The sequence below is a fragment of the Maribacter spongiicola genome (assembly GCF_004364165.1).
GTDB classification, from domain to species: Bacteria; Bacteroidota; Bacteroidia; order Flavobacteriales; family Flavobacteriaceae; genus Maribacter; species Maribacter spongiicola.
In genome coordinates, this window is sequence record NZ_SOAY01000010.1 from 1,531,891 (window position 1) to 1,557,712 (window position 25,822).

A 25,822-nucleotide genomic window follows, 5' to 3' on the forward strand; every position below is an offset into this window, starting at 1 on the left:
AGTTTTTTGGGTTTTAATCTTCATTACTTGGTTTGCCAATAGTGGCTAAAATTCCGCCATCAACATAAACTACATGACCATTAACAAAATCACTTGCTTTAGAAGCCAAAAAAATTGCAGCTCCTGCTAAATCATCTGGGTCACCCCATTTGGCAGCCGGTGTTCTGTTAATGATAAAATCGTTAAATGGGTGTCCATCTACCCTTATAGGCGCAGTTTGTGAAGTAGCAAAATACCCTGGACCGATACCATTGGTCTGAATATTGTGTTTAGCCCATTCGGTCGCCATATTTTGTGTAAGCATTTTTAATCCGCCCTTTGCTGCAGCATATGCCCCAACGGTATTACGACCAAGCTCACTCATCATAGAACAAATATTTATGATCTTACCTTGCTTTCTAGCAATCATGTCTTTGACCACATGTTTAGATACTATGAAAGGACTAACCAAATCAATATCAATGACCTGCTTAAAATCTGCTACTTCCATTTCCTCTAAAGGTGTTCTCTTTATAATACCTGCATTGTTCACCAATATATCAATTGGGCCAACTTCGTTTTGAATAGCATTTATGGCATTGATTACTTGAGTTTCATCTGCGACGTTAAATTTGTAGCCAACCGCATTAATGCCTTCATTTTTGTAATGGGCTACAGCATCATCAATTTTTTGTTGAGATGAATTTCCGTTGACTATTATTGTTGCCCCGGCTTTACCTAAACCTTTGGCCATGGCCATACCAAGACCATGGGTACTACCGGTTACTAAAGCAATCTTTCCTTTTAGATTAAAAAGTTCTATACTCATATATTTATCTTAAGTCAGTTATTTTGGCTACATCCATATCCCCGTAATCTAAATTTTCACCTGCCATACCCCAAATAAATGTATAGTTAGATGTACCTGAACCACAGTGAATTGACCATGGTGGTGAAATAACGGCTTCGTGGTTTTGCATCCATATATGACGGGTTTCTTGTGGTTGTCCCATAAAATGACATACAGATTGTCCTTCAGGTACATCTAAATAGAAATAAACCTCCATTCTTCTGTCATGTACGTGAGCAGGCATGGTATTCCACACACTACCGGTTTTTAACTCTGTCATTCCCATTTGTAGTTGACAAGTTCTTACTACGCCGCCAATAATCATTTGGCTAACCGTTCTATGATTAGCTGTTTCTAAAGAGCCAAGTTCTAGTTTGTTAGCATCGGCAAGACTTACTTTCTTAGTAGGATATGATGTATGAGCTGGAGCGGAGTTCAAATAAAACTTTGCTACATCTTTTACGTCATCACTTTTAAAAGATATTTCTTTAGCTCCCATACCAATGTAAAGCGCATCTTTATGGTTTAAATTATATATGGTGCCATCTACTTCTACAGTACCTGAGCCGCCTACATTTATGATACCTAGTTCTCTACGATCAAGAAAATATTCGGATTTCAATGGGTCTATGGCCTCTAACTTTAAAGGTTCAACTGGTACGGCCGATCCGGCAATATATCTGTCATAATGTGTATAGGTAAGATTGATTTTACCGTCTCGCATTAAGTTGTTGATCAAAAACTCTTCGCGTAGTTCAGTAGTGTCGTATTGTTTTACAGCTTCTGGATTAGAAGCATATCTAGTTTCGTATGATATTGACATTTTTCTATTTTTAAATATTAGTTTAGTATTGATTTTCTTATTCCTAATTCAAGCCCACGTAATTCTGCTAAACCCCTTAATCGACCAATTCCAGAGTAGCCTGGGTTCGTTTTTTTCGTTAAGTCATCTAGCATTTTATGACCATGATCTGGTCTCATTGGCATTCTTATATCTTTTCTGCCTGCCAGTTTTCTTTTTTCTTGTTCTTGAATTAAAGCCTTCATTACCCCGTACATATCTACATCACCCTCAAGATGGTTTGCTTCATGAAAATTACCTTCGCTATCTCGCTGGGTACTTCTTAAATGTATAAAATGAATTCTATCTGCAAGACGTCTAACCATTTCTGGTAAATCATTATCTGGTAGTACGCCAAAAGAGCCTGTGCAGAATGTTAAACCACAATTAGGACTGTCAATTGCTCTATACAATTCAAGTATATCCTGTTGTGTACTTACAATTCTTGGTAAACCAAGAATTGGATATGGCGGGTCATCTGGATGAATACACATCAAAATCTTTGCTTTTTCTGCTGTAGAAATAATATGTCCTAAAAATTCATATAAATGCTTTTTTAGGTCTAATGGCGTAATGTCATTGTAATTTGCTAAAATACTATTGAATTCTTCTAAAGTATAACCCTCCTCAGCACCAGGAAGACCGGCTATTATATTTTTGGTCAGTTTATCTTTATCATCATCGCTAAGTGAATCAAAGTAGCTTTTAGCTGTAGATATTTCCTGTTTTGAATAACTCTTTTCTGCACCTGGTCTTTTAAGTAAAAAAAGTTCAAATGCAGCAAAAGCCTTTGCCTCAAAACGTAGGGCTGTAGAGCCATCTTCCATTTTAAACTCTAAGTCTGTTCGGGTCCAATCTAATACGGGCATGAAATTGTAACACACGATATCTATACCACATGAACCTAAATTGGTTAAGGTTTCTTTGTAATTTTCTACATAGTCCATGTATCCATCTGCTTGAGTTTTGATAGATTCATGTATGGGTACACTTTCGACTACGGACCAAGTAAGACCGGCTGCTTCTATACTTTCTTTTCTCTTTTGTATTTCCGAAACTAGCCACACCTCTCCATTAGGTATGTGGTGCAGTGCAGAAACAACGCCTGTAGCCCCGGCCTGTTTAATATCGGAAAGGGAAACTGGGTCTTTTGGCCCATACCATCTCCAAGTTTGTTCTAACATAGGTTTATTTATTATTTTTTATACTCCGCTAAAAGCGCTAAATCCACCATCAATAGGTACAACAATACCAGTAACAAAGGCTGCGTGGTCCCCACATAGCCATAATGTGGTTCCAACCAAATCATCTGGTTCTCCAAATCGTCCCATAGGTGTTTGCTCGATAATAGTATTGCCTCTAGCTGTTAAAGAACCATCAGATTGAGTTAGTAGCGACCTATTTTGATCAGTTAGAAAAAAGCCTGGTGCTAATGCATTTACGCGAATACCTACTTTAGAAAAATGTACTGCCAACCACTGTGTAAAATTAGAAACTGCAGCCTTAGCGCCACTATATGCAGGTATTTTTGTTAAAGGTGTAAAAGCGTTCATAGATGATATGTTAAGTATGCTACATCCTTTACGGCCGATCATGTCTTGGGCAAATACCTGTGTAGGCAATAATGTACCAATAAAATTAAGATTGAACGTAAACTCTATGCCCGAGGATTCTAGATTAAAGAAAGTTTTAAAACCTTCGGTAGTATTGTTTAAATCTTCCTCTTCTAAATAAGACTTACTAGTTGTACCTAATGGATGATTTCCACCAGCTCCGTTAATCAAAATATCACAAGCGCCTAATGAGTTGTTCACTTCTTTTTTTGCGTTTTGCAATGATTCTTTATCAAGAACGTTGGCTACTACACCTATAGCTTCGCCACCTGTTTTATTGATTTCTTCTGCTACTTTTTGTGCAGCATCTTTGCTAAGGTCCAATACAGCAATTTTATAATTTTCTTTTGAAAGAGCTTTTGCTAAAGTGCTACAAAGAACACCGCCGGCACCTGTTAATACTACTACCTTTTTAATCATCCTATTCTCTTATTTTGTTTTCGTCAATGCGTTTTGAGTATCTGCTGACCGTTTTCTCAAATTTTAAATTTTTAATTTAAAAGAACTAATGACTAGCTTAAACAATAGTACATTTTAAGGGGTCAATTCGTTCATTTTAATTGTTACAAGGGTACTTTATACTTTTCTTAAATGCATCCTGTAGTATCTTGTCTAAGAACTGTAATTAGAGGTGGTCTTACTTCAAAAGGTCTAATTTTTATGTATAATTTATTTCAAGAAGTTTGATAATATTTATTGTTTTCTTTTGAATAGTTATATCAAGATGGTTTTTTGCTAAGGAATTGTTTTAACTGATTTTTAAACTTTCTTATAGTCTTTTAAGTGAGTTAAAAATTATAGTTTTAAAATCATTAGTGCTAAATAGAGTGTACATTATAAATATATTATGTTGAAAAAGATTTTTAATTTATTCTTTTTTTTATTGGTTAGTTCAGGCATAGCCCAAGTAGAACAGAACACCTATCAGTTTAAGCATTTAAGTACTTCTGATGGTTTGTCGCAAAGCTCGGTTATAGCAATTGAACAAGATAATTTAGGGCGCATGTGGTTGGGTACAAGAGACGGACTCAATCTCTATGATGGTAAAGAGTTTAGGGTTTATAGAAATATCGGTTTAGATAGTACCTCTATCAGTAATAGTGACATTCTTGCAATAAAAGAAGATAGTTCTGGGTTTGTATGGGTCGGTACTTACAACGGGTTAAATAGATATGACCCTAAAAAAAATTCTTTTAAACGGTTTTATCATTTCAATGATAAAACATCATTAAGTAATAATACCGTATGGGCTATTGAGGAACTTTCTAATGGAGAAATTTGGATAGGTACATCGAACGGAATTTCCATATACAATAAAACCAACGATAGCTTTACCAATTTATACACCAATTCAGAGAATAATAATGGGTTGCCATCAAACTACATTCTAAGTATAAAAGAGGCAAAAAATGGTACGGTTTGGCTAGGTACTTCTAAAGGTCTTTGTAAAATAGTTGCTACAGAAAATAAAGGTTTTGAGTTTATGGTTTTTAAGCCCAACGATTCTGACAAAAAACCATTTATACAAGATATTTCTTCCTGCGATGAAAACACCATTTGCATTGGCACAAAAAATATGGGTTTATTAAAATTCGATTTAATTTCTGAACGATTTTTACCAAGAGAATTTATTAATGGTGATGAGGATGTAAGAGCTGTTAAAGCTGGTGATAACGGAATGATATGGGTAGGAAGCTCTAATGGAATAACCCTTTTCGATTCAGATGATAATGTAAAATCTATTACATATGATCCTTCTGATAAAAATAGTTTAAGCCATAATTATATAAAATCTATTTTCAAGGATAAAAAAGGTTCTGTGTGGATTGGGTCTTATTATGGGGGAGTGGATATTTGGGATATTTCTAATGCCAATTTTATCAATTACACTGAAAATTTCGGTGAAAAACGTTTGGGTCATAAAGTAGTCAGTTCAATTGTAAACGACGATAACGAAAATTTATATTTTGGCACTGAAGGTGGTGGTTTAACAATTTTTAATGAACAGCAAAACAAAACAAGTTTTTTAAATACAGCAAATTCATCTTTGCTAGAAAGTGATAATGTGAAATCATTATTGTTAGATGATCATGTTTTGTGGATAGGTACATTTAACAAAGGAGTTAAAACTTATAATGTTGAAAGTAATAGATTCTACAACAATTTGGTGTCAGATAAATTAAACGCATTAATTGATCAAACTGGTGTCTATGCTATTAAACAAGGTATAAACAATGATATTTGGTTGGGTACATTTGGGCATGGTCTTATTAAATATAATACCAAAAATGAATCAATAGATAAATTTGCACATATATCAACGAATAATAATAGTTTATCGAGTGATAGAGTAAGAAGTCTATTGGTCGATAAAAATTCAAATATTTGGATAGGTACCCAAAGCGGACTTAATCTTTTACCGCATTCTGAAAAAGGATATTGTGATACGAACGTTACAAGATTTTTTTATGATTTAGAAACAGATTCAGGTGATGATATTCTATATATATTTCAAGACAGTAATGGCGTTATATGGGTAGGTATACGGGCTAAAGGATTATATAGGTATGATGGAAGAGAATTTAAGAATATCAGCCTAGGTCTCAATAACCAAATTACCTCAATTTACTCTATTCTTGAAGGTGAAGACAATACCTTGTTAATGAGTAGTAACCAAGGAGTTTTAAAGTATAATGTACCAGATGATACCTTTGTTGTGTACACCAAAAAAGATGGTCTTGTTGGTAATGAATTTAGTAGCGGTGCAGCGTTAAAAAAAGGAAAATCAAAATTTTATTTTGGAGGTCCGGAAGGAGTATCTTATTTCGATGCAAATCAATTAGCTCGCAATAATTATAATCCGCAGGTAATTTTGACAGATTTAAAAATTAAAAATAAATCTGTTTCTGTAGGAGAAGAGAATGAGGTGTTAACCCAAAGCATGCCTTTTACAAAAGAAATAATTCTTGAATATGATAAAGCTAACTTTTCAATAGACTATTCAATTCCCAATTTCATCAACCCAGAAAGTAACCAATATCAATATCGTTTGGTCGGTTTAGAGGATAATTGGGTAATTACAGATCGTACTAGTGCAAATTATACGATACAAAAGCCAGGTAAGTATGTTTTTGAGGTAAAAGGGTCTAATAATGACAGACTATGGAATTCAAAAGCAACATCACTAATTATTATAGTTAAACCTGCGCCGTGGTTAAGTAACTGGGCGTTTTTTTTATATACCCTAATAATTTTAATGGGTTTGCTAGGCTTATACAATATGATAAGATCTAAAACTAAGCTTAAACACAAATTACAATTAGAACATTTAGAAAATGAAAGAAATCAAGAGGTCAATGATGCTAAATTGCGTTTTTTTACGAATATATCGCATGAATTCAGAACGCCTTTAACCCTCATTACCGGACCTTTACAGCAATTATTAGAAGATTATAAGGGTAGTAGAATCGTGTATAAAAAACTGTTGGTAATTGAAAGTAACGCAAATCATTTATTGCAGTTGATTAATAGGTTGATGGATTTTAGAAAGCTAGAGCATAATAATTATAAGCTTGAGGCTGCAGAAGGTAATTTAGTAAAGTTTTTAAGAGAAATCTTTTTGTCTTTTTCAGAATTCGCAAAGGTTAACAATTACGAGTATTCGTTTGAAACTAGTAATGATGAGATTTTGGTTTATTATGATAGGTCTAAACTTGAGCAGGTATTTTATAATCTTATTTCTAATGCATTCAAATACACCCCTGCCAGTGGTAACATAAAAATAGTGGTCAAAAAAGAAAAGCATTCTGTAAAAATAGAAGTAATTGATTCTGGACCCGGTATACCAGAAAAATATAAGAGTAAAGTTTTTGAACGTTTTTTTGAAGTGCCTGAATATATAACTATCAATTCGGTTCAAAGTACTGGTACAGGAATAGGTCTATCAATAGCAAAAAGTATTGTAGAGCTCCATAAAGGTTCTATTTCTGTAGAAAATGGAATACATACGGGCAGTGTTTTTGTAGTAGAACTTAAACTTGGAAGCTCTCATATCCTTAAAGATGAAATAATTCAAGACTTTAAGTTCAGCGATGACGTGGGGTTATATACTTCGCAGTTATCTAATATGCTACCAGAGAAAGCTATAGTTAATACAGAGAATATAATAGTAGACAAAGAACTTGATGTTGTTCTTATAGTAGAAGACAATATACCCTTAAGAAGATTCATTAAAGATTTATTAAAAGATTCCTATTCTATACTTGAAGCCAGCAATGGTAAAGAGGCAATGGTAAAAGCATTGAAATACGTACCATCATTAATAATTTCTGATGTTATTATGCCCGAAATGGTTGGTACAGAGCTTTGTGCCAAAATCAAATCAAATATTAAAACAAGTCATATTCCGGTAGTATTATTAACTTCAAGAACCTCTTTACTATACAAATATGAAGGTCTTGAGAGTGGTGCCGATGATTATATTAGTAAACCTTTTAACATTAAAGAATTTAAACTAAGAATAAAAAACTTAATAGATTCTTCAAGTAGAATGCGGGCAAAGTTCTCTACGGATCAGAATTTTGTTCCCAATGATATCGTAATATCTTCTATCGACGAACAATTACTTAAAAAAGCACTTTTTATTGTAGAGGAGAATATTTCTAATGATCAATTCGATATCATAGCCTTTAGCACTGAACTTGGTATAAGTAGAACATTATTGTTTACTAAAATAAAAGCTTGGACTAATTTTACCCCAAACGAGTTCATTCAAGAGATTAGAATGAAACGTGCTGCGCAGCTATTAGAAAAAGGAAGTTTAAATATTTCTGAAATAAGTTACATGGTAGGTTTTAAAAATCCGAAATACTTCAGCAAGTGCTTTCAAAAAAAGTTTGGTTTAAGCCCTTCGGCATATATTACCAAATTCTCAGAAAACATATTCGATTTTGAGTAAATGCTCGTGTTTATAGCGGTTTTTAAGTCGTATATGTATTTTTAACCCCCTAATTTTGGATTATTTTCATCAGATATAATCATAGTTTTGAAGTCAAGAAGATATTCTATTTCTATACTATTGATTGTACACCGTATACCTCTATGTATTGAATTAGTTAATCAGAATAATTAATTATCAACAAAACTCAAAAATCACACTTATGTTAAAACATGAAAAAACTAAATGGATCAAAATGCTACTTTTTAGTAGTCTATTGATCATGACTAGCTTAGGTTTTGCCCAAGACAGTTATAATTTGACCGGTACGGTAACTGATGAACTCAAAATGCCTGTGCCTGGTGCCAGCGTTGTCATTAAAAATACCACTACCGGAACTTCAACCGATTTTGATGGTAATTTTGCCATAACGGTAAAAAGCGGAGATGTATTAGAATTTTCGTCTATAGGTTATGCTAAGAAAACAATTGCGTTGAACGGTCAACAGGTATTGAATGTTATACTTAGCGAAGATGCCAGTCAGTTAGAAGAAGTAGTCGTAGTGGGTTATGGATCACAAAAGAAAAGTGACATTACAGGGTCGGTTTCTTCGGTCAAAGCAGAAGAACTTGCAGCTTTTCCTGTTTTAAGTGCAGAACAGGCATTGCAGGGTAGGGCAGCTGGTGTAGCCGTACAATCTAATAATGGTGGTGAACCTGGGGCACCTATTAATGTAAGTATTAGAGGTAACACATCAATTGGAGCCAGTAGTGCCGCACTTGTTGTTGTTGATGGTTTTGTAGGGGGGGCTTTACCGCAACCAAATGATATTGAATCTATAGAGGTTTTAAAAGATGCTTCTGCAACGGCTATTTACGGCTCTAGGGGTGCCAATGGTGTTATTTTGGTAACCACTAAAAAAGGACGCAGTGGTAAAATGCAAATTGAATTAAATAGTAGTTATTCATCGCAAAGTGTATCTAATCGATTAGACTTGTTGAATGCATCTCAATTCGCAGCTTATCGTCAAGTTATTAACCCTGCTTATGTTCAGGGCAATGCCGAGACAGATTGGCAAGATTTAATATACCGATCGGGTACTATTGCAAACCATCAACTTTCATTTTCAGGTGGGTCAGATAAAATCAACTATTACGTATCTGGAAATTATTTTAATCAAAAGGGTGTGGTTATAAATTCAGGATTTGAACGATTTTCATTTTTAAGTAATGTTGATGTTCAGGCTACAGATCGATTAAAACTAGGCTTTAACGCTTATGCTAATAGAGGTACAAAAGATGGAGTTCAGAGTCAGGCTGGTAGTGGCGGTAGTGGCGGCGGAGATGTTATCTCTACAGCATATAGGTTTGCCCCAGATACTGCGGTACGAGATGCAAATGGTATTAATACGACAAACCCTGTCGGTGATCAGTTCGATAACCCTTTTGCGATTGCGACTGAGTCTATAGATGAGACTAAAACAGATGATTACCGTGCTAACTTCTATGCAGATTATGAGATTTTAAGTGGCTTATCTTTTAAAACAACTTTCGGGTTTAGTTCTGAGAATAGAACAAGAGGTAGATTTTTACCTTCTACGTTAATTGGGCAAGCTAGTGTTCAAGGTGGTATAGGTAGTTTAGAGTCGTTAAAAGGCACGAATATTCTTTCTGAAAATTACCTGACCTACACTAAAGAAATTGGAAAAGGTAATTTGACTGCATTGTTGGGGTATTCTTATCAGAAATCAAGAAATGAATCTTTTGGGGCTGCTTCTCAAAACTTCATTAGTAACAGTTTGTCTTATTTTAATTTAGGTGCGGGATCAAATATACAGACACCGTTTTCTTCGTTAACAGAACAAGAAATTATTTCTCAATTTGGTAGATTAAATTATGAGTACGATGATCGTTACCTATTAACTTTTACGGCTAGACGAGATGGAGCTTCTAATTTCTCGAAAAATAATAAATATTCTTTTTTTCCTTCAGGTGCTCTTGGCTGGAGAATATCGAACGAGCAATTTTTAAAGGATAGCGAAACGATTTCTAATTTAAAATTACGTGCTAGTTATGGTGTAACCGGTAACCCGGCTATTGCACCTTACCAATCTTTAGCAAATTTTGAAAGTATTTACTCTAATGTTGGCGACCAGGTCGTAAATGCAGTGGTTCCAGAACAATTGGCAAACCCAAATTTAAAATGGGAAACATCATACCAAACAAATGTAGGTTTAGATTTAGGACTTCTAAACGATAGAATAGGGCTTACTTTAGATTACTATACTATTGATACAAAGGATCTTATATTGGGAGATTCATCTGCTCCAGAATATATAGGTTTTGCTAATTTGACTTCTTTGCGCAATATTGGGGAAATCAATAATAAGGGTTTTGAGATTACCCTTAATACTAAAAATATAGTAAAAGAAAATTTTTCTTGGTCTACGGATTTTAACTGGTCACGAAATAGAAATGAAGTAGTGGCTTTAGTTGATGGTCAAGATATATTTTTAGATTCTTCACCGGGTTCATTCTTGCAAGATGAGACGCATCTTTTACGAGAGGGCGAAGCTGTTGGTGTATTTTGGGGTTATGAATATAGAGGTGTAAACCAAGGCACACCTGAAACTGGTACAGCGGGTTATCCAAACTCAGTTGCTGGTGACGAATTGTTTTCAGATTTGAATGATGATGGTGTAATAGATGGTGATGATCGTAAAATAATTGGGGATCCTAACCCAGACTGGCAAGCTGGTCTTAATAATAATTTCAGGTATAAAGATTTTGATTTAAATGTATTTTTTCAAGCTTCAGTTGGTGGTGATATTTTTAGCTATACTTTCTTAGAGCTGGCTTCTGGAGAGTCAAATGCAACAACAGAAGTATTGAATGCATGGACCTCGTCAAACACGAATACTAATATACCTTCAGCAAATGTTAGAGAAAAACGTATTACAGATCGTTTTGTATATGATGGTAGTTATGTACGATTAAAAAACCTTTCACTAGGGTATAACATTCCGTTTGATGTTGCAAATAAAATAGGTATGAATGGTATCAGATTAAGCCTTAGTGGGCAAAATCTACTGACATTTACAGATTTTCCAGGTACAGATCCGGAGGCTAGTTATAGAAGTAGCGGTAGTCAAAATAGTAATACAAATAGAGGTTTCGACTATGGTAGTTACCCTAACATCAGATCTTATACAATATCAGTAAACTTAAAATTTTAAAAAGAAAATTATGAAAAATATAAAATATTTAGGACTACTCTTGGTTGTCATATTTATAGGGTGTTCAGATTTGGAAGAAGTACCAGTAGGTAGACTTTCACCAGATGGTCTCGTAAACTCACCGCAAGATATACAGACATTAATAAACGGTGCTATAGGTAATATGGCAACAGAGGCATATTGGGGGCGAAAATTGTCTTTACCTATAATGTTAAGAAGCGATATGGCAACTATCGGCGATGCTGGTACACCTGGCCGTAGACAGGAGGTTGACAACTTTTCTATGGGCCCTGATAACGGAATGGTTACGGCACTTTGGCCTAAGGTATATCAAGTAATTGCCGGTACTAACGAAGCAATTGCAGGGGCTGCATTAATTGACGCTGCACCAGACCAAATTGATCCTATAACTGGTCAAGCTTATTTTTTTAGAGCTTATACCTATTATCATTTGGTAAGATTGTTTGGGGCAATACCTTATCTAGATGCGCCAGTAGATAATATTGACGAGGCTAAACTATTGACTAAGTCAACTGTAGATGAGGTGTATGCTAATATTATTAAAGATTTAGAACAGGCAAAATTAACGTTACCTGAGACACAGCCATCATCTTCTTACCCAACTAAAGCTACTGCCGCAGGTTTTTTAGCTTCGGTTTATTTAACACTAGGGGAATATCAAAAATCATATGATCAAGCAAAATTTGTAATAGATAATGAAACTAATTTTCAATTAGGCTTGGCTGCCGATTATCAAGATCTTTTTGACTTTAGCAAGCAGTCTAGTACAAATGAATTTCTGTTAACTTTAGATTTTAATGGTTTTAGCGATGGTGATACTGGTAGAGATTATGCTCCAGCATTAACAGGTATAAGAGGTAATGAAAGAGGTGATATCGGTGGCGGTTGGTCTGTGGCCGTACCTTCTGTTGAGGTCTATAATACTTGGGACGGTCGAGATTACCGAAAGGCCGTTAGTTTAGATACTACAGGTATTTTTGGTGGCGTAATCGAACCATTTGTAAAATTCCCAGAATTTGATTCTAGAAATATACCAAGTGCATACATAGCGAAGTACACACGCGCTATTGGTCCAACAGGTACCGGTAACGGTAGAGCATCTAGTCTTAATTATGGTTTAATGCGCTACGCCGAGGTTTTACTAACAGCTGCAGAAGCTTTAAATGAAATAACCCCAGGTTCAGAAGAGGCTGCAGGCTATGTAAACCGTGTACGCGAAAGAGCAAGGTCAGGTAATGGCGCTGATTATCCAGAAAATGTTGCAGGTGGTATGTCCCAAACCGATTTTAGAAATATGGTACTTGATGAAAGAAAATGGGAGTTGGCCTTCGAATTCCAAAGATGGTATGATATTAAAAGAAGACAACTTGGTTCAGAAGTTTTTGGAGCGAACGGTTTAGAGCCCCAGCCTAATTTCGACCCAAATAGAGATTATCTTTTTCCATTGCCTTTCGATGAGTTAAACAGGAATCCGAATTTGGCACCGAATAATCCAGGATATTAAATTTAATCATAGCTCCTTTGATTTACTTCAGTTATATATTGAAGTGCTTAAAGGAGTTTTTTAAAAATAAATAAATGAATAGAGTTAGTTATGCTATCTTATCTATTGGTTTCTTTTTGCTTGTTGGGGCATGTAAGCCAAATGGTAATGATACTAAAAGTTCTGCGTCCATATCTATAGACTCCTTATTACAAATTCGGTATACCAATTTATTAGAGTATCCTATAGATTCTGTTGGTTTCCCAAGAAATTATAATTTAAAGACAGCGAAGCTTCGAAAAGTACCATCTAAAGATTGGACTAGCGGGTTTTTTCCAGGTAATTTATGGCATTTATATCAACTTACCCAAAATACCGAATACAAAGAAAAGGCAAAAGCGTGGACGGTATTTATGGAAAAGGAGAAATTTAACGGTGGCACACATGACATGGGGTTTAAAGTGTATTCGAGTTTTGGAGAAGGACTGAAAGTTGAACCCAATTCGGATTATGAACAAGTCATTGTTAAAGCGGCAAATACCTTAAGTACAAGATTTAATGAGAACGTAGGTAGTTTACGATCATGGGATTTTAATAAAGATATATGGGAGTTTCCGGTCATTATTGATAATATGATGAATTTAGAATTGTTGTTCGAAGCAACTAAAATTTCTGGTGACAGTAGCTATCATAAAATTGCGGTGTCTCATGCAAATACTACGCTTAAAAATCATTTTAGAGATGATGGTAGTAGTTATCATGTAGTGGTGTACGATACCATAACCGGAAAATCAAAAGATAAGGTAACACATCAAGGTTTCAATGCAAGTTCGGCATGGGCTAGGGGTCAGGCATGGGGTATTTATGGTTATACTATGTGCTATAGATATACGAAAGATGCAAAATATTTAGAGCGTGCCAAAGCCAGTGCTTCATTTTATTTAAATCATCCGCTTATGAGAGAAGATGGTATTCCTTATTGGGATTTTAATGATCCATCAATACCAGATGCGGCTAGAGATGTTTCTGCAGCCACTGTAATTGCCTCTGCGTTTTATGAATTAACCAATTACGATAATGATCCAAAATATATAGCATATGCAGATAAAGTGCTTAAAAATTTACAAACTGAAGAGTATGTATTAGAAGCATCTGTAAGTGCACCTTTTATTCTTAAACATAGTACTGGTAATTGGCCTAAAAATGATGAAATCGACGAGCCTATCGTATATGGCGATTATTATTTTCTAGAGGCTTTATTGAGACAGAAAAATAAAAAATGAAATTCAATACTAATCCGATATTAGATTTTTATAGAAATATTAAATAAATGACGTGTCAAAAAATCGGTCTTTAAATAATTGATCTTTATATCAAGAATTAGCGCTCAACACTCTTAAAATTTAAAAATGAAATTAAATTATAGTGTTCTTTTATGTTTTACGTTTCTTATAAGCTGTACTCAAAAAGAGGATAAAATAAATTCAAGAACAAAACAGAATATTAATAATAGCTGGTTTTATTTAGCACATGCCACCGAGGAAATTGACAGTGCACGAGCTCAATTAGATTGGACATCAATTGACCTGCCACATACTTGGAACAATGAAGATGTGTTAGATAGTGAACCCGGGTACAGGAGAACGACAAGTTGGTACAAAAAAGATATTCTGTTAAACGAAGTATATGAAAATGATACATACCTACTTTATTTTGAAGGTTCGAATATTACTACAACAGTATATGTAAACGGAGAAGAAGCCGGTGGTCATATCGGGGGTTATATTGGTTTTGAAATCGATATTACCACATTTATTAAAACGGGAACAAATGAAATATATGTAAAAGTTGATAATGGTTATAATCCAGATATTATTCCTTCTCAAAAAAGTGATTTCTTTATTTACGGTGGTATTACCAGAGATGTTTGGCTCATAACCAAGCCAAAACAATCTATTGGTAAAATAAAGTTGACTACCCCTAACGTTTCTCAAGAGTCGGCATCGTTAGAAATCGATGTTCCTTTAGCTTTAAATGAAGATATTACAGATTTAAAATTGCATGTTTTTTTAAGAAATCCTGAAGGCAAAATTATTAGCTCAGAAATAGAAAATGTTACAGGTAATGCTATAAAAGTTAACTTTAAATCTATTCAACAACCAAAGCTATGGGATATTGATTCGCCCAAATTATATACTGTTGATGTTTATTTGAAAAAAGGCGAAGAAGAATTAGATAACGTATCTGAAAGAGTAGGTTTTCGTTGGTTCGAGTTTGTAGAAAATGGACCGTTTTATTTAAACGGTAAAAGGGTTTTGTTGCGCGGTACGCATAGGCACGAAGAACATGCCGGTGTTGGTGCAGCAATGTCTAACGAGCTTCATAGAAAAGATATAGAATTAATAAAGGAAATGGGCGCAAATTTTGTTCGTCTAGCACATTACCCTCAAGATCCAGAAATATACAAAGCTTGTGACGAGCTAGGTCTTTTAGTTTGGGATGAATTGCCCTGGTGCCGTGGTGGCTTAGGTGGTGAGATTTGGCAAAGTAATACCAAGAACATGTTACGAGAAATTATAGATCAAAATTATAACCATCCAAGTGTTATTATTTGGTCTTTAGGTAATGAAATGTATTGGTTGCCAGATTTTGAAAATGGTAATGATACTGAAAAAATGAACACTTTTCTAACTAAACTCAATACCATTGCTCATACCATGGATCCAAGTAGAAAAACAGCTATACGTAAATACTATGAAGGTGCCAATATTGTAGATGTGTTTTCACCCTCTATTTGGTCTGGCTGGTATTCAGGTAGCTATAAAAGTTATCAAAAAGCAATAGATACCTACAAACCTCTATATAAAAGTTTTCTGCATGCCGAGTATGGCGGGTCAAGTCAGGTTGGTAGACATACAGAAAACCCTATTACGGGTGAAGGAGTTATAAGTTCAGATGGATGGGAAGAGGCAATTGTACAGACCAAAGCGGCTAATATTGCTCAAATAGGTGACTGGAGCGAGAATTACATAGTAGATCTTTTTGATTGGCATTTAAGAATTTCTGAGACAGATTCTAGTTTTGTAGGTAATGCACAATGGGCTTTTAAAGATTTTGGTACACCGTTACGACCTGAAAATGATATCCCATATTTGAATCAAAAAGGTTTAGTAGACCGTTCAGGCAACCCTAAAGATGCATTTTATGTATTTAAAAGTTATTGGGCAAAAAAACCATTTGCATATATAGAATCGCATAGTTGGACAGAAAGACAAGGTCCTGAAGGTTTGGCGAGAGAAATTAGTGTATTTAGTAATTGTAAAGAAGTAACATTATTCCATAATGGTAAATCCCTCGGTACTAGAACAAAAGACATTAGTAAATTTCCTGCATCGGGTTTAACTTGGAATATTCAGTTTTCAGAAGGTAAAAACGAGCTAATTGCAAAGGCAAATATCGAAAATGGAGAAATGGTCGAAGATATTCTTGAAGTAAATTATAGATATACCAAAAACAATGTCGCCGAAGAATTGGTGCTAACTGCCAAAAAGATGGAGAATGGGAATTTTATGGTCACTGCTGTAGCTATCGATGAAAATGGTTTAAGGTGTTTGGATTATGAAGACAAAGTCTATTTTCAAACATTAGAAGGTGGTCATAGTATAAAGAATCAAGGTACCCCTACAGGAAGTGAAATTATTAGTATGGCCAATGGTAAAGCGTCTTTGGAAATAAAACCTGATGATACAAAAACTACTTTAAAAGTAATGGTAATGAATCAGAATTTTAAAGGTACTTATTTGACTATTGCTGAATAATAAGGAGTAGAGTTGTTAGCTAAATGCCGTGTTCAGTTAACCGATCACGGCATTTTTTGTAAATTGAAATTTAATAATTTAACACGCTTCGCCATAAAAGAAGTTTGAAAAAAAACATTCTAATGAAGAGTATGCGATTTATTAAGTTGCTTAACATTCCGCTCTATATTTTATCTATCACATTTGGTCTCAAAAAAATAACGATGCCATTTTACCCATTATAAAGTTTATGAAAAATTATATTAAGCATTTAATACTCCTCATCTTTTTATGCAACGGTTGTGCTGAAAATTCAACAAAAACCTTATTATTTATTGGTAGTTTTACAGAAGGTATAGCAAGTACTGGTATTTATATTTATGAATTGGATACAAAAACAGGAGAGCTAAGTCTATTGAATTCAGAACAAAATCTCATCAACCCTTCTTTTTTGAAAATTGCGCCAAACGGTAAATATTTATATTCCGTTTTAGAAAGTCAATTACCAAATAACGGAAAAGTGGCCGCCTTTGCCATAGACTCTTTAAATGGCAAATTACAACTTTTGAATACGCAAGATTCTGGAGGTCGAAATCCTGCTCATTTATCAATACATCCAAACGAAGAATACTTAATTAATTCTAATTATACCGATGCCAGTTTCTCTGTTTACAATATAAAAAAGGATGGGGGGGTGGCTCCATTACATCAAATCATTACATTCAAAGACAGTAGTATAGTAGAAGGAAGACAAGATGAAGCTCATATACACTCTACTAATTTTTCACCCGATGGTAAATTTCTATTTGCCCAAGATTTAGGGTCAGATAAAATTTGGAATTTCAACGTTAAGAAAGAAAGTGATACTAAATTTAATTTAGTCTCCAATGGTTTTGTAAAGGTAAGACCAGGTAGCGGTCCAAGACATTTTACCTTTCATCCTAACGGTTCTTTTGCTTACGGTATAGCAGAATTAAGTGGTAGCGTTACCGCATATTCTTACGAAAATGGTAATTTAAATTTTATAGAAAATTATTTAACATATAGGAGTGATCAAGAAATTTACAGGGCTGCAGATATACATATTTCACCAGACGGTAAATTTTTGTATGCTTCTAATAGAGGACCAAATGAAGATTCTATAGCTATTTATTCTATTGATCGAAAAACTGGTAGATTAGAGTTAAAAGGTCATCAAGATACTCATGGTGAGCACCCAAGAAATTTTGCAATAGACCCTTCGGGGAAATTTCTTTTAGTGGCCAATCAATTTACAGATAATGTTGTTATTTTTCGTCGCGATATTAAAACAGGAATACTTAAAAAACTACCTCAAGAGTTGACTGTTCCAAATGCATCAAGCTTACAGCTTAGAACTTACCTTCGTTAGTCATTATCAAAACTTGTCCTTATTCCATATAAAATACCTCGTCCAAATGTTTTGAAATAGGGGAGTTATCATTATTGGTATCCATAAGATCTGCCATATATGCCCACCATTTCTTTACAATTGGGTTCTGGCTTAAATCTTGTGAACCACCATCGCCTGACACTTTTTGAAATGCAAAAAGTGTGTTCGTTTCATCATCTAAAAAGATGGAGTATTCACTTACGCCAGCTTTCTTTAGCAGTTCTTTTAGTTCTGGCCATATTTCATTGTGCCTTTTTGTGTATTCTTCTTTAGCACCGGCCTTTAATTTCATTATAAATGACAATCGTTTCATCTTAATAATTGTTATGGTTGGTAATAATATATTAACGATTACAGGGGTATAGCAATAAATCTAAATGGTCTATTTCTTTAATGTCAAAACCAAGTTTACAATACTCGTTTATACTTAACATGCTGCCTGTGTTTCTAAACATTTGTTTTAGTCTTTTAACAGCGTTATCCATGCTGCCCAATTGCTCAAAAGACCATTGATTTTGAGTGTTTAAAAAGGGTAATAGGTATTGGTAAGCTTTTTGTATATCGCCGTTATTTGATCGGTAGTTCCATATATCTATTTGAATACCATCTTTTCTGCCAAAAAAGGCAAGTTTTGTCAATCCTGTTAAATTTAAGATACTGTATGTTAATGATTTTGTTCGTTGAAGTTCATGGGGTTGCTTGCCATCTGCTTCAATTTGAGTTTCAACTCGTTTTTCAACTACCGATGTTAAAACATTTTTTGCTTCTTCAGTTTTGTCTAGAAATAGGAGTAAGGCTACCACTTGCACGTCATAAAGAGTGGCATGATTATTTTTTCTCGAATTTTCCAATTGCCCAAGTTCACTTGTTTGTAACCAATTTAGATAACTGTTTAACCAGGCCTTAAGTTTATTACCTAGACTTGATTCAAATGAATTGTCTAATTCTAAAATTTCAACAGCGGTGATGATATTTGTAATTCCTGAAAACTCTATTATTCCAAAACATCTTCCTTCACTTGATCCAGGTACCCCTTGTGCGTAATTTAAATTGGGATTCATTTTTGTCTCTGCGTCTACAAACCATACTTTAAGAAGCTCTTTAGTTTTTTCGGCGTATTTAATGTCTCCAGAAAAAAAATATGCCAATGAGAGAACCTTAACGTTACCCATCATTTTATCTTTAATAGGTTCATCGACGTTTTGACCTCTTGTAAGCGGATTTATTTTACCATCCTTCCGAATCCAAGGTAAACCATCATCTTTAGTAGGATCTGGCCACCAGTAGGGTGCCAAGCTCAAATAATCATGCTTGTCACCACTAACGGCAACTTGCTTTTTAGAGACTACAGAGAAACTACCTTCTTTTAGCGCTTTATCTGCCGCTTTGATCAGTGCTTTATAAGCAGGTAGAAAATCATCATCTTTTTCTCTAATTGCTAGTTTTACTTGAGAGAGCAGTTTGTAGTCGTAAACAGTAAGCTCATTACCAACTATATGCCCACTAGGCTTAGCCGAATAAATAGTAGGTACATCATCTTGAAATGCACCTACCTTTTTTTCTTTTTTTTGACCAGAAGCATTAATGATTATGAACACTACTAAAAGTAAAGTAGCTTTTAAAGTGTTTTTGTTCATCTAAATAACTTATTTAAGTTTTAAGATTTCACTACCTGCTAATAAAAATGCCCCGGTACCATAATTTTGCCAGCTATCTGCAGTTGCTGGCTGAGGATCAGCACCTATATCTTGTACCCAGCCTACCATGCCATTTTCATGTTGGCAGGCAGCCAATGCTTGCCATGCTTTAGTTACTGCAGGCGTATATTCTGCTTTATTCAAAAGGCCATTATTTATACCCCATGTCAACGCAAAGGTGTAAAACCCACTTGCGCTAACTTCACCATGATTAAAAGATTCTGGTGAAAGTAAACTTGTACGCCATAGCCCATCTTCTTGTTGTAGTCCTTTAATTCTAGCAGCCATTTTTTTGTATAGGTTGACATAAAAATTACGATGTTCATAATCTTCAGGCATATCAGATAGTATTAAAGCAAGTCCGCCAAGTACCCAGCCATTACCTCTGGCCCAGAAAATTTTCTTTCCGTTCGGTTCTTTTAAATCTTTTTTGTTTACACCCCATTGATAGCGAGTATCTCTTGCAAAAAGCTGTTCTTCTTTATCATACAGCAGATTATAGGTTTCCATATAGTACTTGTGCATGGCATCTAAGTATTTTTGCTCACCTGTTTGTTTTGTATATAGAGTAATTACAGGAGGGGCCATAAATAAGGCATCACACCACCACCATAGAATTTTTTGCTCTGCATTTTTTTCAGAACCATTGTTCCACTCATTTGGTTCAAAAAGATGGGTATCTAAAAATTCTTTGGTAGGTGCTAAGTCTACAAGATTTTTTCTTGTCGAATTTGCATATAAGTAAGTATAAGAAATCGCTATATCATCTGCATGATGGGTTCGGTACAATGGTTTCCAATCATTAGTATAACCCATAGTTTTTAACGCAGCTAAAAAGATAGGATTCTTTGTAGTTTGGTGTGCCCTTGTAACACCAATATAATATGCCCCATTGGTCCAATCGGTTGGTGCTAAGGCAAAAATAGGATGGGCTTCTTGCCATTCTAAAGCCTTGATCATAGCCTGTTCTATATTCGAGTTATCTACTTGCTTTTGCGCTTGTGTTTTTACACCGTAAAAGAATGAAAGTAAGATCACTGTTGTATGAATGATTTTTCTGATTTGTTTGTTCTTCATTATGAGTTGTTTAAAATTGACTTTATAGTTTTTTAGTTATAAATTTTAGCCTTTGAATTATTGCTTTTAAGCGTAATACTATGTTTAGTATTTACCTTAAGGTCAGTATTTTTAAAATCAATGAATAGAGATGTTGACTGCCCTGAGTTTGATATTATAGAGATATCTTCAAATTTTAAAAACGAACCTTCGCCAACGTAAACAGAACTTAGATTTTCTTTTTCATCTAAAGTAATTACAGCATAACTTCCAGTAAATTCAATTTGTTTGTCAGATGTAGCGAAAGTAGTATCTTTCGAATCTTGAATAATTATATATTGCTTTATACGCTTATTTTCAAGTGAACTGTTCACTACAAAGCCTTTAAAAATATCATCTTCCTTAATTTCTTCGACAGAAGCTATACTTCCATTATTCCCTTTAATGGGTTCGTATATTACGGCAAAAGGATTTTGCCATGCTTCGTTCTTTTTGCGAATTACCAGTGTAGGGGTTTTGGCAGATTTATAAGGTTTAGGTCCTTCTGTGGTTGGTGGTGCTAATACAGAAGTATATTCCCTGTCTTCTGCACCAAGTATAAAAGCCTTCATTTTTATTGGTGCGGGGTTTAATTTATTTGCCGTGAACGTAGCGGTAATATTATTCGATGTCGGTTTTGAAGTTTCAATCGATTCAAAATAATGCCAACCTGGGTGCTTTGCTTTCTTATTATTCATCCATGGTTTATCTCTTGAATTCGAAAACCTATTTTTATCTGAAAATAGGGGTAATGCTTTTTCACCTGAGTCTATACGTAATGATTCTCCTATATTATGATAAATATAGTCGTGATACTGATTAGGAAGAGATGATTTTGACCTAAAAACGTCTATATAATATCCAGTTTTTGAAGAGGTTCTAACAATACCTAATGTTCTTTCTTGAAGGGCTTTGGTTTTTTCACCCTTATCATCTTTAAATCGTGTTATTGAAAAGGAATTATAAGGTGAAATAGCCGCTGTTTTAGGTGTTGGTTCAACCGCAATTTTTTCAACCGTATTGATTTCCAGACCTGCCCAACCGCCTTTCCCCTCAGATGATCCATTAACAACAACGGTGTTATTAGAAGCAAATAATCTATAATAGTTTTCATGTATTTCTGTACGATATTGGGTTCTACCAGATTTGCCGCCTAAAACAAAACCTTTTCCGTACAACTCCATAAACATACCTGTAGCATGCCCATGAACATAATGCCCACCACCTACAAAGCCCATAAGATCGTCTTCGGCATTTTGATTGTCGCTTAAATTACGTTGCAGTACAATGCCTGCAAAAGGTAATTCATCGGTAACGGGTAAGGGGTAATCTTTTACGCTACCCTCAATTTCAGGTTCAAACCAAAGTAGTTTAGTGGGTTCATTATAAAACCTTGCACCATAACTTCGTTCACCTAATTGAAATCTTTTATAGTTGCCTTGGGCTATATTACTATTTAAAAGCGACCCATAAATATTGACGAACTGTTCTTGTTTTTCTAGTTTGGCTAAATAATAAGCCGTTTCATAAGCATGGTAGTTGGGACTGTATTTACGATGACCATCACCAAAGAGTATTGTCTCTTCTTTGTTAGGATAGGTCATGTAATACGGTTTTGGTAGCGCTTCTAGAATTTGAGGATACTTTTGACCTAAATGCAGAGACGGATCATACTTGGTCAATAAGGTCATCAAATAAGTAAGAAACGTGTTCACACCGTTTGAATAGTTTATACTCTCGGGCCAATCACCATTATACTCCAAATAATGATTTGCTATTTTTTGTAATGCATCTTGATGTTTAGTGTTGATCGTTAAAAAATAGGGTAACAGTTCATTGCGTTCCTGTTCATCATCCAATGCTAAAATATTTCCTACAAGGCTAGGAGATTCTAATATAGGCCAGTTACAATTTATAATACCGCGTTCAAGAGCCAGATCGACATAGGTTCGAAATATCTTTTGGCCATCTTCAAAATTATAGGGCACCATAGCTGTTTGCCCTAAGTCATATACTTTACCATTATTGTTTAAGTATTGATATACGAAATCGTAAATAATGGGTAGTTGAGCACCAATTTCTCGAGCTTCTCTAAGGTGGTCTTTTGTATACAACCAGCCTGCATTATGGTTTTCTTTTGGCTCCGGAAGCGCTAATAATCCTTTTGATATATTAAATAAAACCGACCCAGAATATTCTGCATATTGTTCATCATCTGTTAAAAAATAAAGAACTCCACAATCAATTGCGGTTTGCAAATAATGCATTATGGTATTTTGCTGTTCCCTTTCTTTTCCGTCAAAACTCACATAAGTATGTAAAGGAGGAAAATCTGATGGTTTAACATCATTATAATTCCAAGGTAATTTTTTTAGATAGGTCTCTTTATTATTTTGGTATGCTTTAAGATCATTTTCTACCCTTTTCGTAAAGTTTTTATAATAATCGTTAATGTCACTATTGGTCTTAATTTTATTGAGAATAATAGCTTTGTCTGCCGGTTTTACCCAAATAGATGGCCGTTTGACCGTCTGAGAAAAAACAGTCGTATAACAACATAAAAAAGTCACTAGCATCAGTTGCCCGATACAAGTATGCCTTTTTAATAATTTAACTATTTTACAGCGTTTGTACATGCCTATTTTTCTAATCTAAACTTCGTTGTTTTTACATCTTGTGAAGAAGTACCGATCATAATAGTATAATCACCTGTCTCCAATATCTTATCCATAGTTAAACCGGTAAATTCCAACATTCTTGGAGTTATGGTAAAACTTACTTTCTTTGATTCACCTGGTGAGAGTTCTATTTTTTTAAAACCTTTTAATTCTTTATCTGGGCGGGTAACAGAACCAATATCATCTTTTATATACATTTGAACCACTTCTTTAGCTTTCATTTTGCCAATGTTGGTGATGGTTGTACTAACGGTAAGTTCGGTATTGGGTGTAATCATATCATTAGAGATTTTGAGGTCACCATACTCAAACTGGCTATAGCTTAAACCATGACCAAATGGATAAAGCGGACCGTCTTCAAGAAATAAATATCCTTTTTTATAATTTATTTCCTTCATACTATAGTGAAAAGGAATTTGACCAATGGATCGTGGTACGGTTACGGGAGATTTTCCTGAAGGTGAAACTTCCCCAAATATTATTCTTGCCAATGAAGAATCCCCAAGCTCACTCAAATCCCATCCGTCTAAAATCGCATCGGCTTTATCGGCTATAGTATTTATAGAAAGCGTTCTTCTATGCTTTAAAACAACAATTACAGTTTTGCCTAAACCTTTTATTTTTTCAATTAATTCATCTTGTGCGCCAACAGGGTCAATTGATGCACGGTCTCCTAACGCATTGTTGAAAAAGGCTTCTTTTGAAGTAAATTCGTCCCCTCCCAAAAATAGAATAGTTACGTCGGCTTCTTTTGCCATACCTACCATTTTATCAATAGTACTATCACTTGTTTCTAAAAGTTGTGGTACACCTGTGTTCTGATCGGTCAATTCAAAACCTTTATCTGCAGTGAAAGTTACTTTATTGCCTGCAACCGACTCAAAAGCTTCTTTGGTTCCTTCATTTAATAATGGTCCAAGTAAGGCTATTTTTTGAGTTCCTTTTTGAAGTGGTAATGTATTTGCTTCATTCTTTAAGAGAATTATAGATTCTAAATCTGCTTCTTGTGCTAATGATAATGAAGCTTGTGAACGAACTTCTTTTTCAACTTTTTTGATATTTACATAGGGGTTGTCAAAAAGACCTAAAATCATTTTAGTTCTTAGTACCCTTTTTACAGAACGATCGATCATTTTTTCGATACTAGGGTCTTTTTTTACCATTTCCGGTAAATATGCATATGAATCTTCTGCATAAAGATCAATATCTATACCTGCCGTTAAACCAAGTAAGGCTGCTGCTTCTGGAGACTCAGCTACTTTCATAAAATAGTATAAACGAGCTATGTCATTGGAGTCAGAAACTACATAACCATCAAAGCCCCATTGGTCTCTAAGTATTCCTGTAAGTAGTTCTGGGTTGCCGTGACTTGCAATTCCGTTTAGATCTCCATGAGATGCCATTATGCCCAATGTTCGGGCTTCTTTTACTGCTGCTTCAAAAGGAGGGTAGATTTCATCTATCAATGTACGTGGAGATATTTCTATTGCCGCAAAATTAGATCCACCTAGAACTTGACCATAACCAGCAAAGTGTTTTGCAACAGCACCAATATGTGTTCCATTACCCAACCCTTCATAGTTACCTTGTACACCTTTAATGGCGTTCACGACCATTTGTGTAGTCAAGTAGGTATCTTCTCCAAAGGCCTCAGACATTCTGCCAAAACGAGGGTCCCTTACCAAATCCGCCTCGGGTGAATGACACATATGCATACCTCTTAGTCTTGCCTCTTTTCCAACAACGTCCCAAACACGACGTACCAAATCTGGGTTAAATGATGCCGCTGAAGTAATAGGTCTACCAAATTTAGTACAGCCTTCTGCATCTACCCCATTATATGATTCTGTAACGAACATTGCAGGGATGCCCCAACGATTATTTTCAATTATATACTTTTGAAGTTCATTGTTAAGTTTCGCAGCTGCTAGTGGAGATATGTGCTCACCAGGATTTTTGATTCCTGCAATACCTAGTTTTAATTTTTCAATTACCCTATCCGATAGTTCCATGTTTCCCTTTTCATCAGATTTTACACCGATATTGGCATGAAAAATTCGCATTTGTGCCACTTTCTCTTCTAACGACAATCTGGGTAAAAGATCATTTACCCGTTCTTCTATAGAAAGAGATGCATCTTTGTAAGGCATTTTATTTTTTTGAGCCGATACGCCGAACGTTATTAG

The 25,822-nt window shown here is 34.8% G+C and carries 15 protein-coding genes; 6 read left to right on the forward strand and 9 right to left on the reverse strand.

The features are described 5' to 3' along the window. Window positions 1-13: 13 nt before the first annotated feature. Genes CLV90_RS06950 through CLV90_RS06965 form a run of 4 tightly spaced genes read right to left on the reverse strand, consistent with a single transcriptional unit; the run spans window position 14 to window position 3,703 of the window. Window positions 14-808 (reverse strand): gluconate 5-dehydrogenase, encoded by a 795-nt coding sequence (locus CLV90_RS06950; protein ID WP_133686742.1) that lies wholly within the window; start codon window positions 806-808, stop codon window positions 14-16. A gap of 4 nt (window positions 809-812) precedes the next feature. Next, the gene (kduI, locus tag CLV90_RS06955) at window positions 813-1,652 is read right to left on the reverse strand and encodes a 5-dehydro-4-deoxy-D-glucuronate isomerase (RefSeq protein ID WP_133686743.1); all 840 of its coding nucleotides are present in this window, start codon (window positions 1,650-1,652) and stop codon (window positions 813-815) included. 17 nt (window positions 1,653-1,669) lie between these two features. Further along, the gene (gene uxuA / locus CLV90_RS06960) at window positions 1,670-2,854 is read right to left on the reverse strand and encodes a mannonate dehydratase (protein WP_133686744.1); all 1,185 of its coding nucleotides are present in this window, start codon (window positions 2,852-2,854) and stop codon (window positions 1,670-1,672) included. A gap of 18 nt (window positions 2,855-2,872) precedes the next feature. After that, a complete protein-coding gene (locus CLV90_RS06965; RefSeq protein ID WP_133686745.1) occupies window positions 2,873-3,703 on the reverse strand; it encodes an SDR family oxidoreductase in 831 nt (276 codons plus the stop codon). Between the two features lie 427 nt (window positions 3,704-4,130). Here CLV90_RS06965 and CLV90_RS06970 point away from each other — a divergent pair, with 427 nt between their 5' ends. The 6 genes from CLV90_RS06970 to CLV90_RS06995 all read left to right on the forward strand — a co-directional run bounded on the left by CLV90_RS06970 (window position 4,131) and on the right by CLV90_RS06995 (window position 18,145). Continuing rightward, window positions 4,131-8,240 carry a hybrid sensor histidine kinase/response regulator transcription factor gene (locus CLV90_RS06970; RefSeq protein ID WP_133686746.1) on the forward strand — a complete coding sequence of 1,370 codons (4,110 nt, stop codon included), beginning with the start codon at window positions 4,131-4,133 and terminating at the stop codon, window positions 8,238-8,240. Window positions 8,241-8,442: 202 nt separating this feature from the next. Beyond that, window positions 8,443-11,454 carry a SusC/RagA family TonB-linked outer membrane protein gene (locus CLV90_RS06975; protein WP_243835290.1) on the forward strand — a complete coding sequence of 1,004 codons (3,012 nt, stop codon included), beginning with the start codon at window positions 8,443-8,445 and terminating at the stop codon, window positions 11,452-11,454. Window positions 11,455-11,464: 10 nt separating this feature from the next. After that, on the forward strand, window positions 11,465-12,979 hold the full coding sequence (locus CLV90_RS06980; protein ID WP_133686747.1) for a RagB/SusD family nutrient uptake outer membrane protein: 1,515 nt from the start codon (window positions 11,465-11,467) through the stop codon (window positions 12,977-12,979). Between the two features lie 74 nt (window positions 12,980-13,053). Further along, window positions 13,054-14,241 (forward strand): glycoside hydrolase family 88 protein, encoded by a 1,188-nt coding sequence (locus CLV90_RS06985; RefSeq protein WP_133686748.1) that lies wholly within the window; start codon window positions 13,054-13,056, stop codon window positions 14,239-14,241. Between the two features lie 126 nt (window positions 14,242-14,367). Next, window positions 14,368-16,776, forward strand: a complete 2,409-nt coding sequence (locus CLV90_RS06990) for a glycoside hydrolase family 2 protein (protein ID WP_133686749.1) — start codon at window positions 14,368-14,370, stop codon at window positions 16,774-16,776. Between the two features lie 229 nt (window positions 16,777-17,005). Further along, a complete protein-coding gene (locus CLV90_RS06995; protein ID WP_133686750.1) occupies window positions 17,006-18,145 on the forward strand; it encodes a lactonase family protein in 1,140 nt (379 codons plus the stop codon). Between the two features lie 19 nt (window positions 18,146-18,164). Here CLV90_RS06995 and rhaM read toward each other — a convergent pair whose 3' ends face one another. From rhaM to CLV90_RS07020, 5 genes are all read right to left on the reverse strand, one after another. Further along, window positions 18,165-18,479 (reverse strand): L-rhamnose mutarotase, encoded by a 315-nt coding sequence (rhaM, locus tag CLV90_RS07000; RefSeq protein ID WP_133686751.1) that lies wholly within the window; start codon window positions 18,477-18,479, stop codon window positions 18,165-18,167. 31 nt (window positions 18,480-18,510) lie between these two features. Then, entirely contained in the window at window positions 18,511-19,803 is a 1,293-nt protein-coding gene (locus tag CLV90_RS07005) for an alginate lyase family protein (protein ID WP_133686752.1), read from the reverse strand. Window positions 19,804-19,812: 9 nt separating this feature from the next. Next, window positions 19,813-20,940 carry a glycoside hydrolase family 88/105 protein gene (locus CLV90_RS07010; RefSeq protein ID WP_208295101.1) on the reverse strand — a complete coding sequence of 376 codons (1,128 nt, stop codon included), beginning with the start codon at window positions 20,938-20,940 and terminating at the stop codon, window positions 19,813-19,815. Between the two features lie 32 nt (window positions 20,941-20,972). Beyond that, entirely contained in the window at window positions 20,973-23,534 is a 2,562-nt protein-coding gene (locus CLV90_RS07015) for a hypothetical protein (protein WP_133686753.1), read from the reverse strand. Window positions 23,535-23,596: 62 nt separating this feature from the next. Continuing rightward, window positions 23,597-25,786: a glycoside hydrolase family 3 N-terminal domain-containing protein gene (locus tag CLV90_RS07020; RefSeq protein ID WP_243835291.1), complete on the reverse strand. Its 2,190-nt coding sequence runs from the start codon at window positions 25,784-25,786 to the stop codon at window positions 23,597-23,599. Window positions 25,787-25,822: the final 36 nt, after the last annotated feature.